Genomic DNA, 17023 nt, shown 5'->3' with positions numbered 1-17023 from the left:
GCGCTATAGAAATATAAGAAATAAATTAGCGAACATGTCTTCTAAGTAATTATATGAACTTATATAACTTATATGGTGAAAAACAAAAAAATAAACCCGCACTGTTTCGGATTAGTGCGGGTTTAAACAAATTAAAAGCTAAAAACTATTTTTATATTAGAAGCAGTATTCGTTTTCTGCCACTAATTTAGATGTAATAACCTCTCTTAAGGCTACAACATTTGGATTGTTTGTATATTTTGTGAAACGTTTAAGTCCCATTAACATCATACGTTGTTCGTCTCCTTCAGCAAAAGAAATAATTCCTTCTTTACCTCTTGAGTTTACGATATCTACCGCTTTGTATAAGTATAATTTTGCCATAGCGATTTGCTCTTGTACTTTAGCTTCACCTTGATTTTTAGCTAATTTTTCAGTTCTAAGAATGGTACTTTCAGCCATGTAAATTTCGATTAAGATATCAGAAGCAGCCATTAATAACTGTTGGTGAGAATCTAAATCCGGTCCGTATTTTTGAACAGCACTTCCGGCAACCATTAAGAAAACTTTCTTAAGGTTAGCGATAATTCCTTTTTCTTCAGCAAATAATTCAGAGAAATCAGGAGTATCAAAAGATGGAATTCCCATTAATTCTTCCTGAACTTTCATAGCTGGTCCAAGTAATTCAACGTGACCTTTCATTGCTTTTTTGATCAACATACCTACAGAAAGCATTCTGTTGATTTCGTTTGTTCCTTCGTAGATTCTAGCAATACGAGCATCTCTCCAGGCACTTTCCATTGGAGTGTCTTCAGAGAATCCCATTCCGCCAAAAATTTGGATTCCTTCGTCAGCACAAGATTGTACGTCTTCAGAAACTGCAACTTTAAGGATAGAACATTCGATAGCATATTCTTCAACACCTTTTAATTCAGCTTCTTGATGAGAAGTTCCTTCAGCTTCACGAGCAGCAATTCTGTCTTCGATATCTTTTGCAGCACGGTAAGAAGCACTTTCTCCAGCGTATGCATTAGTTGCCATTTCAGCTAGTTTAGAACGGATCGCTCCAAAAGATGAAATCGCAGTATTAAACTGAATTCTTTCGTTAGCATATTTTACTGCATTTGTAGTAACTCTACGTTGAGCATCTAAACAAGCCGCAGCCAATTTAATACGACCAACATTCAAGGCATTCATTGCAATTTTGAAACCGTTTCCTCTTTCAGACAACATGTTTTCAACAGGAACTTTAGTATCGTTGAAGAAAACCTGACGAGTAGAAGAAGCACGGATTCCTAATTTATGTTCTTCTTCATTCATAGAAATTCCGTTAGACGGATCGTTTTCTACGATGAAACCTGTAATATTTTTGTCATCTCCAATACGTGCAAAAACGATGAAAACGCTACAGAAACCTGCATTCGAAATCCACATTTTTTGTCCTGTAATAGAGTAGTGTGTTCCATCTTCAGATAAAACTGCTTTAGTTTTTCCTGAGTTTGCATCAGATCCTGCACCTGGTTCAGTTAAGCAATAAGCTCCAAACCATTCACCAGAAGCCAATTTAGGAACGTATTTTTTCTTTTGTTCTTCAGTTCCATAAAGCGTAATTGGCATAGTTCCAATACCTGTATGCGCACCAAAAGCAGTTGAGAACGATCCTGTAGCACCAGAAATGTAATCACAAACTAGCATAGTAGATACGAATCCCATTCCTAATCCACCGTATTCCTCAGGAACCGCAACTCCAAGAAGTCCAAGTTCACCAGCTTTACGCATAGATGATTCAGTATAAGCATAATCTTTTTTCTCAAAACGATCTTTGTGTGCCCATAATTCTTTGTCTACGAACTCTTTTACAGAGTCACGCATCATTAACTGCTCTTCCGAGAAATCTTCTGGTGTAAAGATATCTTCGCACTTTGTTTCCTTAACTAAAAACTGACCACCACGGGTTACGTTTTTTTCGATTGTATCTGCCATTTTGTTTTTGTTTTTTTTGAAAGAAAATAGAAAATAGAGTATAGAAAATAGACTTTACTTCAGTCCGTTTTGAAAACCCATTGTCATCCTTTGGAATTCTTCTATTTTAATTTCTAATTGGTTAAATTGTATCTCGTTTATATATTTTCTATGTTTAGCAATCAATAATTGTGTAACTAGCTCAAATGAAGAACCAAGAGAAATGTCTATAAAGTGACTAAAAGACTTATCAGTTCTTGAAGATCCTTCGGCAATATTACTAGGCATCGAAACCGAACATCTGCTTATTTGAGAACTCAAATCGTATCGTTCGTGTTTTGGAAATTCTATTAATACATCTGAAATTTCATTAGCAATTGCAATCCCGATCTTCCAAATCTTTAAGTTCTTATAATTATGTCTCATGTTTTTTTGAGCCAATGTAAGAAACTATAATTTAAAAGTAAGTTTTTTATTACTTTTTAAAAATCTTTGTTCTTGTCTCTTTCATCTAAAAAACATCTATTCTCTTTATTCTATACTCTTTATTCTTTGCTCTATCCTCTTTTTAAAGAACCTCGTAAATCCCAGCACTTCCTTGCCCAGTTCCCACACACATAGAAACGATTCCGTATTTATTACCTCTGCGTTTCATTTCGTCGAATAACTGAACAGAAAGTTTAGCACCAGTACAACCCAGAGGGTGTCCTAAAGCGATAGCTCCACCGTTTACGTTTACGATTTCCGGGTTTATCTTTAATTCGCGAGTTACTGCTAAAGCTTGTGAAGCAAAAGCCTCGTTTAATTCAATTAACTCGATATCGTTCAATGTTAATCCCGCTTGTTTCAACGCTTTCGGAATTGCTTTTACAGGACCAATACCCATGATTCTTGGTTCAACACCAGAAGAAGCAAAGTTTACAAGTCTTGCAATTGGCTCAAGATTTAATTCTTTTACCATATCCTCGCTCATGATCAAAACAAAAGCAGCACCATCACTCATTTGAGAAGAGTTTCCGGCAGTTACGCTTCCGTCAGCAGCAAAAACAGGTCTTAAACCCGCTAAAGCAGCAACAGAAGTTCCGGCTCTTGGACCTTCGTCTTGTTTTACAACATAAGATTTAGTTTCTTTTTTACCATTTTCATTGATGAAAGTCTGTTCAACAGTAATCGGAACGATTTGTTTGTCGAATTTACCTTCAGCTTGAGCTTTCAAGGCTTTCATATGAGAGTTATAAGCAAACTCATCCTGATCTTCTCTTGAGATTTTATATTGATTAGCGACCGCTTCCGCAGTTAAACCCATTCCCCAATAGTAATCTTCGTGACCTGCAGCAGCAACTTTATAATCTGGAGTTGGTTTGTAACCTCCCATCGGAATAAAACTCATACTTTCTGCACCACCGGCAATGATACAATCTGCCATTCCTGATTGGATTTTAGCAGTTGCCATTCCGATAGTTTCTAATCCAGATGCGCAATAACGGTTAACCGTTACACCAGGAACATCCTCAACTTTTAATCCCATAAGAGAGATCAAACGTCCAACGTTAAGTCCTTGTTCCGCTTCCGGCATGGCATTTCCTACCATAACGTCATCGATACGTTTTTTGTCAAAATCAGGCAATTCATCCATCATAAACTGAATGGTTTCTGCAGCTAATTCATCAGGTCTTTTAAATCTAAAAACCCCTTTTGGTGCTTTTCCTACCGCAGTACGGTAAGCTTTTACTATATATGCTGTTTTCATTTGTTTCGTTTTTTTTAAGATTATAGAAAATAGATCATAGAAAATAGACTATTACTTTGTCTCAAAATCTATATTCTTTTCTCTTTATTCTATTTTTTTAAGAGTATAGAAGATAGAGTATAGAAAATAGACTTTACAAAGTCTGAAATCTATATTCTATTCTCTTTGTTCTATTTTCTAATTTCTAAGTGGTTTTCCTTTAGTTAACATATATTGAATTCTCTCTAAAGTCTTACGTTCTGTACATAAACTCAAGAAAGCTTCACGTTCGATATCTAATAAATATTGTTCAGATACTAAAGTTGCTTCAGATAAATCACCACCAGCCATTACGTAAGCCAGTTTGTTAGCGATTTTCTTATCATGCTCAGAAATGTATTTTCCAGCTTCCATTTGATCCGTTCCAACTAAGAACATTCCAAGAGCTTGTTTTCCTAATACTTTCACATCAGTTCTTCTGATTGGTTGCGTATAACCAGCTTCAGCCATTAATAAAGCATGTTTTTTAGCTTCAGCGATCTGACGATCTTTGTTTACTACAATAACGTCTTTACCATGTTGAAGAAGTCCTGTATCAAAAGCTTCATAACCAGAAGTCGAAACTTTTGCCATAGCGATTGTTAAGAAATACTCTTGAAGAACGTTTAATTCCACATCATTTTTGCGGAATAAATCTGAAGCTCTCAAAGCCATTTCTTTAGATCCACCACCACCAGGAAGGACACCAACACCAAACTCAACTAATCCCATATAAGTTTCAGCAGCAGCAACTACTTTATCAGCGTGTAAGCTCATTTCGCAACCACCACCAAAAGTCATTCCGTGAGGCGCAACAACAACAGGGATAGAAGAGTAACGAACGCGCATCATCGTGTCCTGGAACAATTTGATAGCCATATTCAATTCGTCGTATTCCTGCTCAACTGCCATCATGAAAATCATTCCGATATTAGCACCTACAGAGAAATTAGCTGCTTGATTACCAATAACTAAACCTTGATATTCTTTTTCAGATAAGTCGATTGCTTTATTGATAGCCTGAAGTACATCGCCACCAATTGTATTCATTTTAGATTGGAATTCTAAGTTCAAAATTCCGTCTCCTAAATCCTGAATGATTGCACCACTATTGCTCCAAACTTTTTTGCTTTCGCGAATGTTGTTTAGAATAATAAATGAATCTTGTCCAGGAACTTTAACTTGTGATTTTGTTGGAATGTTATAGAAATAAGTTGCTCCTTCTTTTACAGAATAGAAACTTTCGCTTCCAGAAGCCAACATTTCAGTAACCCACGCAGCTGGCTCAAGACCTTCTGCTTTCATGATTTCGATTCCGTTGGCAACACCAATAGCGTCCCAGATTTCGAATGGACCATTTTCCCATCCAAAACCAGCTTTCATCGCATCATCAATTTTGAATAATTCGTCAGAGATTTCAGGAATTCTGTTTGACACATAAGCAAACATTCCAGCGAAACTCTTACGGTAGAATTCTCCTGCTTTATCTTTTCCTTTCACAAGAACTTTAAAACGATTGATAGGTTTGTCGATAGTTTTTGTAAGTTCAAGCGTAGCAAAATTTGCTTTTTTAGCAGCGCGGTATTCTAATGTATCTAAGTCTAAAGAAAGAATATCTTTATCTACTTTTTTATAAAAACCTTGACCGGTTTTGCTTCCTAACCAATTGTTCTCCATCATTTTTGTGATGAAATCAGGAAGTTTAAACAATTCGTGTTGTTCGTCATTTGGGCAGTTTTCATAAATACCATTGGCAACGTGTACCAAAGTATCCAAACCAACAACGTCAACAGTACGGAAAGTAGCCGATTTTGGACGACCAATAACCGGACCAGTCAATTTATCAACTTCTTCAATTGTTAATCCCATTTCTTTAACCAAGTGGAATAAACTCTGGATTCCGTAAATACCAATTCTGTTTCCAATAAACGCCGGAGTATCTTTAGCAACAACAGAAGTTTTTCCTAAAAATTTAGATCCGTATTCGTTTAAGAAATCCAATACTTCAGTTGAAGTTTTTGGACCAGGAATAATTTCAAATAACTTTAAGTAACGCGCAGGGTTAAAAAAGTGAGTTCCGCAGAAGTGTTGTTGAAAATCTTCGCTTCTTCCTTCGCTCATAAAATGAATTGGAATACCAGAAGTGTTTGAAGTAACCAAAGTTCCCGGTTTACGGAATTTCTCGATTTGCTCAAAAACTAATTTTTTGATATCCAAACGTTCTACAACAACCTCGATAATCCAATCAACATTGGCAATTTTTGCCATATCATCAGTAGTATTTCCAGTCGTAATTCTGTTAGCAAATTTTTGACTGTAAATAGGAGACGGTTTCGATTTTAATGAATTCGCCAAGTGCTCGTTTACTACACGGTTGCGAACAACTTTACTTTCAAGCGTTAATCCTTTTTTAGCTTCAGCTTCTGTCAACTCGCGTGGTACGATGTCAAGTAATAAAACTTCAACACCAATATTGGCAAAATGACAAGCTATTCCTGAACCCATAATTCCGGATCCAATTACAGCAACTTTTTTAATTGTGCGTTTCATAAGTCGTTAATATTTGTTTTTTGTTTGAATTTGAGGTTTCCTTACTATATAAGGTTATTCATTTTCCTGTTTTTCTGTTTGATTAAATATGTTTTTGTCCTGAATCAATTCATTGATAATTTCCGAAACCTCGATAAAATGTTTCAGCTTTTCGTCAGAGACATGTTTTCTGATTGTTTCATTAAATTTCAGAACTGTATTTTTAGATAATTCTCTTTTTTCTTTTCCAAAATCCGTCAGGTATATCAAAACACCGCGACCGTCAGTTGGGTTTTTTTTGCGAACAATCAAACCTTTGTCTTCCATCGATTTCAATGTTCTGGTAAGGCTCGTAGCTTCCATTCCCATTCTTGGGCCTAAAGCTGTCGATGGAGTTCCATCTTCTTTATCAATACTCAAAAGTGCAAATCCCGTCGCCATTGTAGCATCGTATTTGGCTGCTTCTTCGTTGTACATTCTTGATACAGCTTGCCATGTAGCTCTTAAAATATAATCTATTGTTTTGTCTTTCATATGTAACTATATCGATTTCAAATATAATCAAAAAATACTATGCATGCATATTATTTTTTGATATTTTTTTGGTTAGTAAAAAAATATCTCTGATTTAGAGTGGTTTATGGTTTAATTTTAATTGAAATATACTATTCTTTTTTGTGATTTTAACAATTTTTATGTTGTAAAAATTATTTTATGGATTTAAATTAAGGTTTAATTCCACATTTTGTAAAAAATCATGATTTTAATTCAGAAACAATTTCAGGTTCATATCGCGAGATTGCCTTTTCTAGAATCTTTTTCATACGATTTCGCAAGTTTTCCGGTTTCAAAACCTCGATTCCGTCACCAAAACCTAAGAGAATACGTTCCATTTCATAATTAGGAGAAATGAACAAATGTACAATGACACTTTTATCCTCATTTTCCTTAATCAGCCTTTGTGTATGATGCAACGGTTTGGTAATAACATAAGGCGCATTTGTCGCATCAACCCACAATTCGATTTTTCGGGGCTGTAAACCGGAATTTACCGTCACGCCAATTACATTTTTATAAAACAATTCAGCATCAAAATCTTCTTCTAAATAAGGCAGGTTAAAATCATAATCGATTCCAATAATTCGGTCCAAAGCCAAATTGGTAATAGGAGCAGAACCCTTTTTTTTTCCCACTAAAAACCATCTGTTATTAAATTCCTTGAGGATAAAAGGATGAAAATGAAATTTAGTTTCCTCTATAGATTTAAAAGATTTGTAACTAATTACCAGAACGATCTTCTTGATAATCGCCTGATATACTTCATCCAGATAATGTAAACCTTTTAATTCTTCATTTTTATCCAGATAAATAACGGGTTTTGTATGCGATTTCTCTGCATAGATTTTATCTTCCAATCGCTGTAGAATATCAGATACATCATTAAATAAAGAAAAATCCTTAAACTGTTTCAACATCGAAACCGTTTCTGTCAAAACATTCATATCCGTTTCTGTCAGCGGAATATCGGTTATCGAAAACTCATCGTCTTCATATTTATAATACTTTTTATCATAAACCACAATTGGCGCATTATAACCCAGTTTTTCACTTCGCATCAGCTGAATATCCATTTGAATAGTTCGTTTGCTAATCGGGTTTTCGCGACCTTCATATTCAAATAAAGCTTCAGAACAACATTCGATTAAATCCTCCAAAGTCCATTGCCTGTATTTATTTTGTAGGCATTTATCAATCGTTTTGTATCTTATTAAGGCATTCTTGTTTTGTGACATAGTTTCATGTTTTGGGCGTGTCCCTCCGGGTCGGGCTTTCCGTTTCAATCTTTTGTTTTTTAAAGAAAAAAACAAAAGGATTTCCACTGCAATCCCTCACGCATTTTAGGCAACAACAATATTTTATTATATCTGTTTTTAAAAGCAATTTCCGTTTCCAATTTCCGTTCCAATTCCTGTAGAGACGCACAGCAGTGCGTCTAACACAACGTAACCACAATTTATTCACATTTCGATGAACCTAAATAGTTACGGACATTCGTTGCGTAGACGCACTGCTGTGCGTCTCTACAATATACAAACGTCAATAGAAAATCTGTTTTTTGGCATCATTGACAAACCTGACAGGTTTTTAAAACCTGTCAGGTTTAACATCGTAAATCATTACGTCAATAATAAAATTTCCTGTTCAATATTTTTTCTTGCTTTCTCTTCATATAAATTCCTGAATTCCTCAGTTTGGAAAATAAATTCATTCTCCAGAAAATGTTTCAGGGCTTTTGCGCGTCCGGGTTTGTATAGCAAATCAGGATAAATGCGATATTCTTTCCTAATTTGTTCGAAATAGATTTTATAATCTTCCCAATCTCGCGCAAGAATCTTCAAATCAAAATCGATTAACCAATTAATATCATCCTTTATATTTTGCTGATGCAATTGTGTAGCATAAATGGCATCAAAAACCAATTGACGATCAAATGAGATATTTTCAGATAAAATCGACAAAGCATATTCTGCACTTTTAAGTTCGTTGTCTTTCTTAGAACTCTTATAGATATAATCGTGATAAAAAATAGAATATAGTATTTCGTCAGGTTTTTGAAGTTTATTGCGATACGTTTCAAAACTCTCAATCATAGCCGAAATATGCGTCAGATTATGATAATGTCTTGACTTTTTAGAATATGCTTTTTCTAAATCCAGCCAGTTTTTCTGAATGTCATGTGCTGAAAAGCCAATATTGGAAAGTAATTCAGAATAAATTTTCTCTAAATTCATATTGTTTTTTTATTTAAACGTTATAAAAACTCCATCGGAGCGTAATATTTATAGCCGATTTTGCATTATTCAGCATTGAGCTCCAGCGGAGCGTAATATCTATAGCAATTTATTAGAAAGAGGATCAAAAGCTCCAGCGGAGCGACATTTCTGTTTTTTGATTTAATCAATAAATATATCACCCCGCTGGGGCTTTTTAAAATGTATTCTCTAAAATGGCTATAAATATGTCGTCCCTCTGGGACTTTATTGTTTTATCTAAATCTATAAATATGTCGTCCCTCTGGGATTTTATTGGTTTTATTTAAAATGCTATAAATATGTCACCCCACTGGGGCTTTTAAAATGCATTCTCGAAAATGGCTATAAATATGTCGTCCCTCTGGGACTTCATTGTTTTTATCTAAATCTATAAATATGTCATCCCTCTGGGACTTTATTTAAATGCTATAAATATGTCACCCCGCTGGGGCTTTTTAAAATACATTCTCGAAAATGGCTATAAATATGTCGTCCCTCTGGGACTTCATTGTTTTTATCTAAATCTATAAATATGTCATCCCTCTGGGATTTTATTTAAATGCTATAAATGTGTCACGCCGCTGGGGCTTTTTAAAATACATTCTCGAAAATGGCTATAAATATGTCGTCCCTCTGGGACTTTATTGTTTTTATCTAAATCTATAAATATGTCATCCCTCTGGGATTTTATTGGTTTTATTTAAAATGCTATAAATATGTCACCCCGATGGGGCTTTATTAACTTTATCTAAAAACTATAAATATGCCGTCACTCTGAGACTTACGCGGTTTGGTAAATAAATATTTACTCAAATATAAAATTCTTTTTTTACTGCGCAAAATAATTGCGTAGTAGTTCTGAAATCTTTGCTCAGGAAATAAAACAAGTTCATTAAAATATTTACAGAGTTCAACAGGTCAAGTTTAAGTTACTTCAAAAACCATTAAGAGATATACTTACACCATTACCTTTTTGCTCAAAAATAGATTTCTTTTTTTACTGCGCAGAATAAATGCGTAGTACGATCGAAATCTTTGTTCAGGAAATAAAAACAAACGTTCATAGAAATAAAATAAAGAATAAAACAGGTCAAGTTTGAGTTACTTCGAAAACTTTCCAACGTACACACTTACACCATTATCTTTTTATTCTATTATTATGAGGCAGTAGCTCAGCGGTAGAGCAGGTAGTTTTGAAATTATCCTTAAAAGGTCAATCAAAACTTACTTCGTACACTTTTAATGTCTGGGTCGTGGGTTCGAATCCCATCTGCTTCACTATTAATGGTCAATTAAAACTTATTTCAGGAAATTGGTAACTTTCGGTTCGAGTCCGAACAAGTTTTAAAATCATCATTAATAAAAAGGAAGGTCAAGATTAACTTACTTCTCGGGGAAACCCATCAGATAAAATAGTTCATCAATTACACTCCAATTTCAGGTCAAGTGTTTCTTACTTCAAAAACTCTTTTAGGTAGAAATCAGAAACGCAATTATCTAAATTTTAAAAATTAAAAAAAATGAAAACACAAGAATTATTAAAAATCAGTTTACGTCAAAATGCTATTTTCATTCCATCAGCAATGATTTCGAATGATATCAAAAAATTATCAGGAACAACATCGGTTTTAGTGGCCAATGTTTCAAAACTTGGATTTACATTTTCTGAGTCGTTATTACACGCTTTAAATAATGTAAACCCAAATTATAAAGTTGAAGTTTTAGAAGTACTAAGAGAAGTTTTAGGAACCAATAAAAACTGGACGCCTTTAGTTAAAGAATGGAATATCCCAACCGGAGAATCTGTTTTAGATCATATTGTTACGTATTTCTGGAATGTTCTAAACATAAAGAGCGGAACAACTTTGCAATGCGGACATATTATTCCGGATAATACTTTTCCGTTAGAACGATACAATGGTTGTCCGTTTTGCGGAACTCCGTTTGAATTTGGTAAAATCGAAAATTACGGACAAGGAAGCAAATTAAAAGTATTGGATTTATGGTCAGAAACTGAATTAGAAGATTTCTATAAATCATTGTTGCAATCAAAAACGGCTTTAGACGCTACGCAGATAGATAGTTTAAAAACGGCATTAAAATATTTGCCTTTGCCAAAAACAGATGTTGCAATGAAGGAAACTTTAATGCTTGTTATTGATGTTTTAATCGAAGAAGGTCAAGCCGAAAATGCGTCTCAGTATTTTAAATCTCCAACAGATATCTTACGATATTTATGGTTCAAGAATACAGGATTATTGCAAATTATCGAGCCAAAAACGATCATAAAAAGAACATCAAAAAATGCTCAGCACTTTTTCAATATTTTAGATACAAGTGCGCAAGCCAGAATTGCATCTGCAAATGATTTGAAAGTTAAATATTCCCGAAAAGAATGTTTAATGGTGGCAAACTGGTTGAATAATCTTGATATGGATGTTGAAACAATGTGCGAAATCATGCACCCAAAAAGAGGAATGTGGGTTCGTTTTATCCGTGCATTACGTTTAGCAGAATACAGCAAAAGAAAAGGATTTGAGAAATTGAATTTTTTATTGGATGTATTCTACAACCAGGTTTATGATGTGTGGCAAAGCAAAGTAAACACGTCAAGATTGAAATTTGATGCCGATAAAACATTTGCATTATTAAAACAACGTCCGGGATTGTTTGCACGTTCGTTATTCTCGAATATGTTATGGTTTGGTGCAGACGAAACTGTAGCACATTTTGAAGAAATTATCGATAAAGTTCCGGCAAGATTGGTGTTTACAATAAACATGTATGCTCAAAATTATTTTGACAAAAACATGCAAAGAAGTGTGAAACCTTTAGGCGGAACAAACAAACGAATTGCACCAAATGCATTATTAAACTTATATGACGAAGAACAATTAGAGGCGATGAAAAATCAAATCGAGGCGTTGTGTCTTTTGGCAATGAAGAAAAGATTTGCTGCAATCGCAAACCCAAATAAAACGATGTATATCGATCCGCAATTGTTTAATATGCCAGTTTCTATTGGTGATAGAAGCGAGACTGTTCAGGATTTACCGGTTGCTTTAATGGGAACACGTTTTCCAGTTGAAGGTAACGAAGTGCGATTGTTTATGCAATGGGGCGCAGGTTTATCGGCACAACACCTTGATATGGATTTAAGCTGCCATATTGCTTACGAAGATAAAGCTGATATATGCTCTTTTAGCCGATTGGAAACTGTTGGTTGTAAACATAGCGGTGATATCAGAAGCATTCCGAATAAAATTGGAACGGCCGAATATATCAACATCAACATTGACGAATTGGCGAAAGCCAAAGCTAAATTTGTAACTTTTACTTGTAACGCTTATTGCAACGGAAGTATTACGCCAAATCTTGTTGTAGGTTGGATGAACAGTAAACACCCTATGAAAATCTCTGAGAAAACCGGAGTAGCATACGATCCGTCGTGTGTAGATCATCAGGTTCGTGTGACGCAAAATGTTGCCAAAGGTTTGGTCTTTGGAGTTCTTGATGTAGCCAAAAGAGAAATCGTTTGGTTAGAGATGACCTTTGGAGGACAAGTTGTTCAAGGTTTGGATTTTAAAGGAGTTCAGGCTTTGTTATCAAAACTAAGCAGCAAATTGAATATTGGTAGTTTATTACAACTTAAAGCGGAAGCCCAGGGTTTAACCATCACCGAAGATCAAAATGCTGATGAGGTTTACGACGCAAAATGGGCGATAAATGCTGCGGCAGTTACGCAATTATTGATAGATTAAGAAAAGGTACAAAGGTTCAGAGGTGCAAGGCACAAAGATTTTTGTAGAGACGCACAGCAGTGCGTCTCCGCAAAGATTGGTAAATTTAATCTCGCAAAGACGCGAAGTCGCAAAGTTTTTTTTGCCATAGATTATGAGGATTAAAAAGATTATTAAAAATCTCCAGAATCTGCAAAATCTGCGAGAAAAAAATCTTTGAGTTACAGTAGTAACCACACAGTTTGTCATTTCGAAATAAGGAGAAATCTTCACGAGAAGCTCGACAAAGATTGGCGACGTACTTTGTGGAGTTTCTAGTGTGATTTCTCTCCCGAAGCTTCGGGATCGAAATGACATAAAATGAGAAAAAAATCATTTTAATCATATTAATCTGTGGCTAAAAAAAACTTTACGACTCTGCGACTTTGCGAGAACTATCTCTTCGCTGAGCAAAAAAAACTTAGAATTAAATATATCTACGCAAAATAACTGCGCAGTACATTTAAACCTTTGTACTATCAAAAAACAAAAACAATGAAAACACAAATAAACGGTACAGATATATTAGAATTAGGATTCCCTGAAGGAAAAATAATTGGGATTGCCTTAAAAATAAACAGCAAAAGAAACGGATTCACAAGAGACGAAATGATTGCTAATTTCAAAAACGTTCTTGAAACACCAGAGAATTATATAGACGATGCTATTTTTAGTAAACTGGCAATTGCCTTGATCGAAAAAGCAAACGAAAAACCAGAAGATTTTATCGCTTTAAATCAAAACCCAAATGCATATTCGGCTTACGGATTAGAAGCTATCGAAGACGGAGCCAGAAAACAAATGGAAGTGGCCATGAGATTGCCCGTGACCGTTGCAGGAGCTTTAATGCCAGACGCGCACCAAGGTTACGGATTGCCGATTGGCGGAGTTTTAGCGACAAAAAACGCCATTATTCCGTATGGAGTTGGGGTTGATATTGGATGTAGAATGGCATTGTCAGTTTACGATATTCCGGAAGCTTTTTACTTTGAAAACGAAGCAAAATTCAAAAAGGAATTAATTGCGAATTCGATTTTTGGAGCAGGTCACGGTTTTCACGGTCAATACAAATCAGATCATGCGGTTTTAGAAAACGATGCTTTTAATATGACTCCGTTCGTGAAGAATTTAAAAGATAAAGCCTGGTCGCAATTGGGATCTTCAGGTGGTGGAAATCACTTTGTGGAATTCGGAATTATGGAGTTTGCCAAAGACGATGCGGTTTTGAATATCCCAAAAGGTAAATATGTTGCTTTGTTAACGCATTCCGGTTCACGCGGAATGGGTGCAACCATTGCCGGACATTATACTAAAATGGCAAAAGACGTTTGTAAACTTCCGGAAGTGGCTAAAAATTTAGCCTATCTGGATATGAACTCACAATTGGGTCAGGAATACTGGATGGCGATGAATCTTGCGGGAGATTACGCTTCGGCTTGTCATGAGATTATCCATAACAAAATGGAACGCGCTCTGGGAGCCACAATTTTAGCCAAAGTAGAAAACCACCATAATTTTGCCTGGAAAGAAATCTGGAACGGCGAAGAAGTGATCGTGCATAGAAAAGGCGCAACTCCAGCCGGAAAAGGCGTGATGGGAATCATTCCGGGAAGTATGACCGCGCCGGGATTTTTAGTGAGAGGAAAAGGCGAGGAGAACGCAATCAATTCCGCTTCGCATGGAGCAGGAAGACAAATGAGCCGAACTCAAGCCATAAAAAATATTACTAAAACCGAAATGCAATCGATCTTAAATCATCATGGGGTAACACTTATTGGTGCAGGTCTTGACGAAGCGCCAATGGCGTATAAAGATATCAATCAGGTGATGGAAGCGCAACAGGATTTGGTTGATGTCGTAGCGAAGTTTACACCAAAATTGGTTAGAATGGCAGATGACGGAAGCAGGGAGGACTAAGTGTTCAGTCTCAGTCTCAGTTTTCAGTGTAGAGACTTATTTTTAGTGTTCAGTCACGGTCTCAGTTTTCATTGTAGGGGCGTGTTTTTAGTGATCAGTCGCAGTAACAGTTTTCAGTGTAGAGGCGCACAGCAGTGCGTCTAACACATTCTGAGGAAAAATTTATCCTCATTTTATGTCATCCTGACGGAGGAAGGATCACACTAGAAACTCTACAAAGATTGGCAATTTTCTTTGAGGAATATTGTATGTGATCCTTCGTTCCTCAGGATGACAAACGGGGTGGTTAAAGATTTTTCACGCAGATTTAACAGATTCCAACAGATTAAAATGATTTTTATAAAATAATCTGCGAACATCTGCTTAAATCTTTTTAAATCTGCGTGAAACAAAAAACTTTGTGCCTTAGCGCCTTAGTGGCTAAAAATATAAGAAAACAAAAAACTTTGCGTCTTAGCGCCTTAGTGGCAAAAAAAAACAGACATGGAAATACTAAACAGAGACTTCGAAATACTCACAGATTACATCCTGACTTTTCATTTTTATGAATATCTAAATGTTGATCTAATCGAAGACTGGGCAATCGAATTGATCAATTCAGGTTATGAGAGTGAAGCTATTTATAACCTGGCTTGTTTCTATAAACCAATTGATCTTCATGAAGTTCAGCCTTATCTCGAAGCCGTTCTCTCAGAATTGAATCTAACGCTAAAAAATAAAGAGGAATCAGAAAAATGCCATATAAGATATTTTCTCAATAAAATAGTGAAACATGACGATGTAAAAACCAATTTGAAAAGATTGCTGTATATCGATTACGATTTTAATAAAGAAATAGATATACGTGATTTGTATTCTCTTCAATATGTTTGGGATGATCTGTTGGCAGGCGAAGTCTATTGGTATAATAAAGATCTTAATCTGGATACTATCGAACAAGAAGTTGTCGAAAAAGCAGAGAAATGGCTTAGTGAAAATTGAAAATTGAAAACTGAAGGTTCAAAGGTTCAGAGTTGCAAAGGGACAAAGGTTTATCCTCATTTTATGTCATTTCGACTCAGGAAGGATCACATAAGAAACTATACAAAGATTAGCGATTCTCTTTGAGGAATATTGGATGTGATCCTTCGTTCCTCAGGATGACAAACGGGGTGGTTAAAGAATTTTTTACGCAGATTTAACAGATCCAGCAGATTTAAAATGATTTTTATAAATAATCTGCGAACATTTGCTTAAATCTTTTAAATCTGCGTGAAACAACAAAACTTAGCGCCTAGAGCCTAAGTAGTAAAAGAATAAAAAATAATAAAAAGACTCAAAGAGAAGAAACCTTTGTCCCTCTGTCCCTTTGAGCCTTTATAACTTAAAAGAAAAAAATGAATACATATATAGACATAGGAATTAATTTAACCAATAAACAATTCCACAACGACATAGACGATGTTGTACAAAACGCTCTGGATGCTGATGTATCGCAAATGATACTCACTGGAACAAGCGTGAAAAATAGTGAAGCTTCGGCTCAAATGGCAAAAGAATATCAGGGAATATTATATGCCACAGCGGGGATTCATCCGCATGATGCGAAAAGTTTTGATGCGCAAAGTATTGCAAGACTTCGCAATTTATTAAAGCAGAAACAAGTCGTTTCGGTTGGCGAGTGCGGACTCGATTTTGATCGTGACTTTTCGCCCAGAAATGTACAGGAAACCTGTTATAAAGCACAACTAGAACTGGCGATCGAAGTTCAGAAACCTTTGTTTTTGCACGAGCGTGCTGCTTTTACAAGGTTTATGAGTATTACCAAAGACTATTTGCCACAATTGCCAAAAGCCGTTGTGCATTGTTTTACCGGAACTTTGCAAGAAGCCAAAACTTATTTGGATAACGGATTTTATATTGGTTTTACCGGTGCAATATCCGACAGTAAACGTTTTGAGCATTTAAAAGAAGTGATTCAATACGTACCACTCGACCGAATGATGATCGAAACCGATGCGCCGTTTATGTTGCCGAAAAACGTACCCAATAATCTCCTGAAAAAATACCACGAACGCCGTTGCGAACCTGCTTTTCTGCCTTTTGTTGCAGCAACTGTAGCGCAGTTTAAAGGAGTTTCGGGGATTGTAGTTGCGGAGGAAACTACTAGGAATGCTAAGAAGTTTTTTGGTATTTAGAAATAGATAAATTTAAAGGTCTTTTTGATTTTAAATTAAATAATCAATAAAATGTTATTTTTGTTTTGATTTAAGTAGTTTGTTAACTAATATTTAGGT

11 protein-coding genes and 1 tRNA gene are annotated in these 17023 nt (G+C 35.4%); 5 read left to right on the top strand and 7 right to left on the bottom strand.

Annotation, left to right across the window (positions count from 1 at the left end):
* Window positions 1-156: 156 nt before the first annotated feature.
* The 7 genes from BXU01_RS09710 to BXU01_RS09680 form a co-directional block, all read right to left on the bottom strand.
* On the bottom strand, window positions 157-1962 hold the full coding sequence (locus BXU01_RS09710; protein ID WP_083693002.1) for an acyl-CoA dehydrogenase family protein: 1806 nt from the start codon (window positions 1960-1962) through the stop codon (window positions 157-159).
* A 54-nt stretch (window positions 1963-2016) separates the two neighbouring features.
* On the bottom strand, window positions 2017-2367 hold the full coding sequence (locus BXU01_RS09705; protein ID WP_083693001.1) for a four helix bundle protein: 351 nt from the start codon (window positions 2365-2367) through the stop codon (window positions 2017-2019).
* A gap of 142 nt (window positions 2368-2509) precedes the next feature.
* Window positions 2510-3691 carry an acetyl-CoA C-acyltransferase gene (locus tag BXU01_RS09700; RefSeq protein ID WP_083693000.1) on the bottom strand — a complete coding sequence of 394 codons (1182 nt, stop codon included), beginning with the start codon at window positions 3689-3691 and terminating at the stop codon, window positions 2510-2512.
* A gap of 177 nt (window positions 3692-3868) precedes the next feature.
* On the bottom strand, window positions 3869-6259 hold the full coding sequence (locus BXU01_RS09695) for a 3-hydroxyacyl-CoA dehydrogenase/enoyl-CoA hydratase family protein (RefSeq protein ID WP_083692996.1): 2391 nt from the start codon (window positions 6257-6259) through the stop codon (window positions 3869-3871).
* Between the two features lie 54 nt (window positions 6260-6313).
* Entirely contained in the window at window positions 6314-6772 is a 459-nt protein-coding gene (locus BXU01_RS09690; protein ID WP_083692994.1) for a MarR family winged helix-turn-helix transcriptional regulator, read from the bottom strand.
* A gap of 221 nt (window positions 6773-6993) precedes the next feature.
* A complete protein-coding gene (locus BXU01_RS09685) occupies window positions 6994-8031 on the bottom strand; it encodes a YafY family protein (protein ID WP_083693287.1) in 1038 nt (345 codons plus the stop codon).
* Window positions 8032-8415: 384 nt separating this feature from the next.
* Entirely contained in the window at window positions 8416-9030 is a 615-nt protein-coding gene (locus BXU01_RS09680; protein ID WP_083692991.1) for a hypothetical protein, read from the bottom strand.
* Window positions 9031-10212: 1182 nt separating this feature from the next.
* Between BXU01_RS09680 and BXU01_RS23650 the strand changes: the two genes are divergently transcribed.
* The 5 genes from BXU01_RS23650 to BXU01_RS09660 all read left to right on the top strand — a co-directional run bounded on the left by BXU01_RS23650 (window position 10213) and on the right by BXU01_RS09660 (window position 16924).
* A tRNA-OTHER gene (locus BXU01_RS23650) sits at window positions 10213-10329 on the top strand.
* Window positions 10330-10571: 242 nt separating this feature from the next.
* Complete coding sequence (locus BXU01_RS09675) at window positions 10572-12812, top strand: hypothetical protein (RefSeq protein WP_083692989.1); 2241 nt, start codon at window positions 10572-10574, stop codon at window positions 12810-12812.
* A 513-nt stretch (window positions 12813-13325) separates the two neighbouring features.
* Window positions 13326-14747 (top strand): RtcB family protein, encoded by a 1422-nt coding sequence (locus BXU01_RS09670; RefSeq protein ID WP_083692987.1) that lies wholly within the window; start codon window positions 13326-13328, stop codon window positions 14745-14747.
* Window positions 14748-15230: 483 nt separating this feature from the next.
* Window positions 15231-15728, top strand: a complete 498-nt coding sequence (locus tag BXU01_RS09665) for a hypothetical protein (RefSeq protein ID WP_083692985.1) — start codon at window positions 15231-15233, stop codon at window positions 15726-15728.
* Between the two features lie 395 nt (window positions 15729-16123).
* The gene (locus BXU01_RS09660) at window positions 16124-16924 is read left to right on the top strand and encodes a TatD family hydrolase (protein ID WP_083692983.1); all 801 of its coding nucleotides are present in this window, start codon (window positions 16124-16126) and stop codon (window positions 16922-16924) included.
* Window positions 16925-17023: the final 99 nt, after the last annotated feature.

Source organism: [Flexibacter] sp. ATCC 35103, from assembly GCF_001975985.1.
Classification (GTDB): Bacteria; Bacteroidota; Bacteroidia; order Flavobacteriales; family Flavobacteriaceae; genus Flavobacterium.
This window is presented reverse-complemented; position numbering and strand designations above follow the sequence as displayed.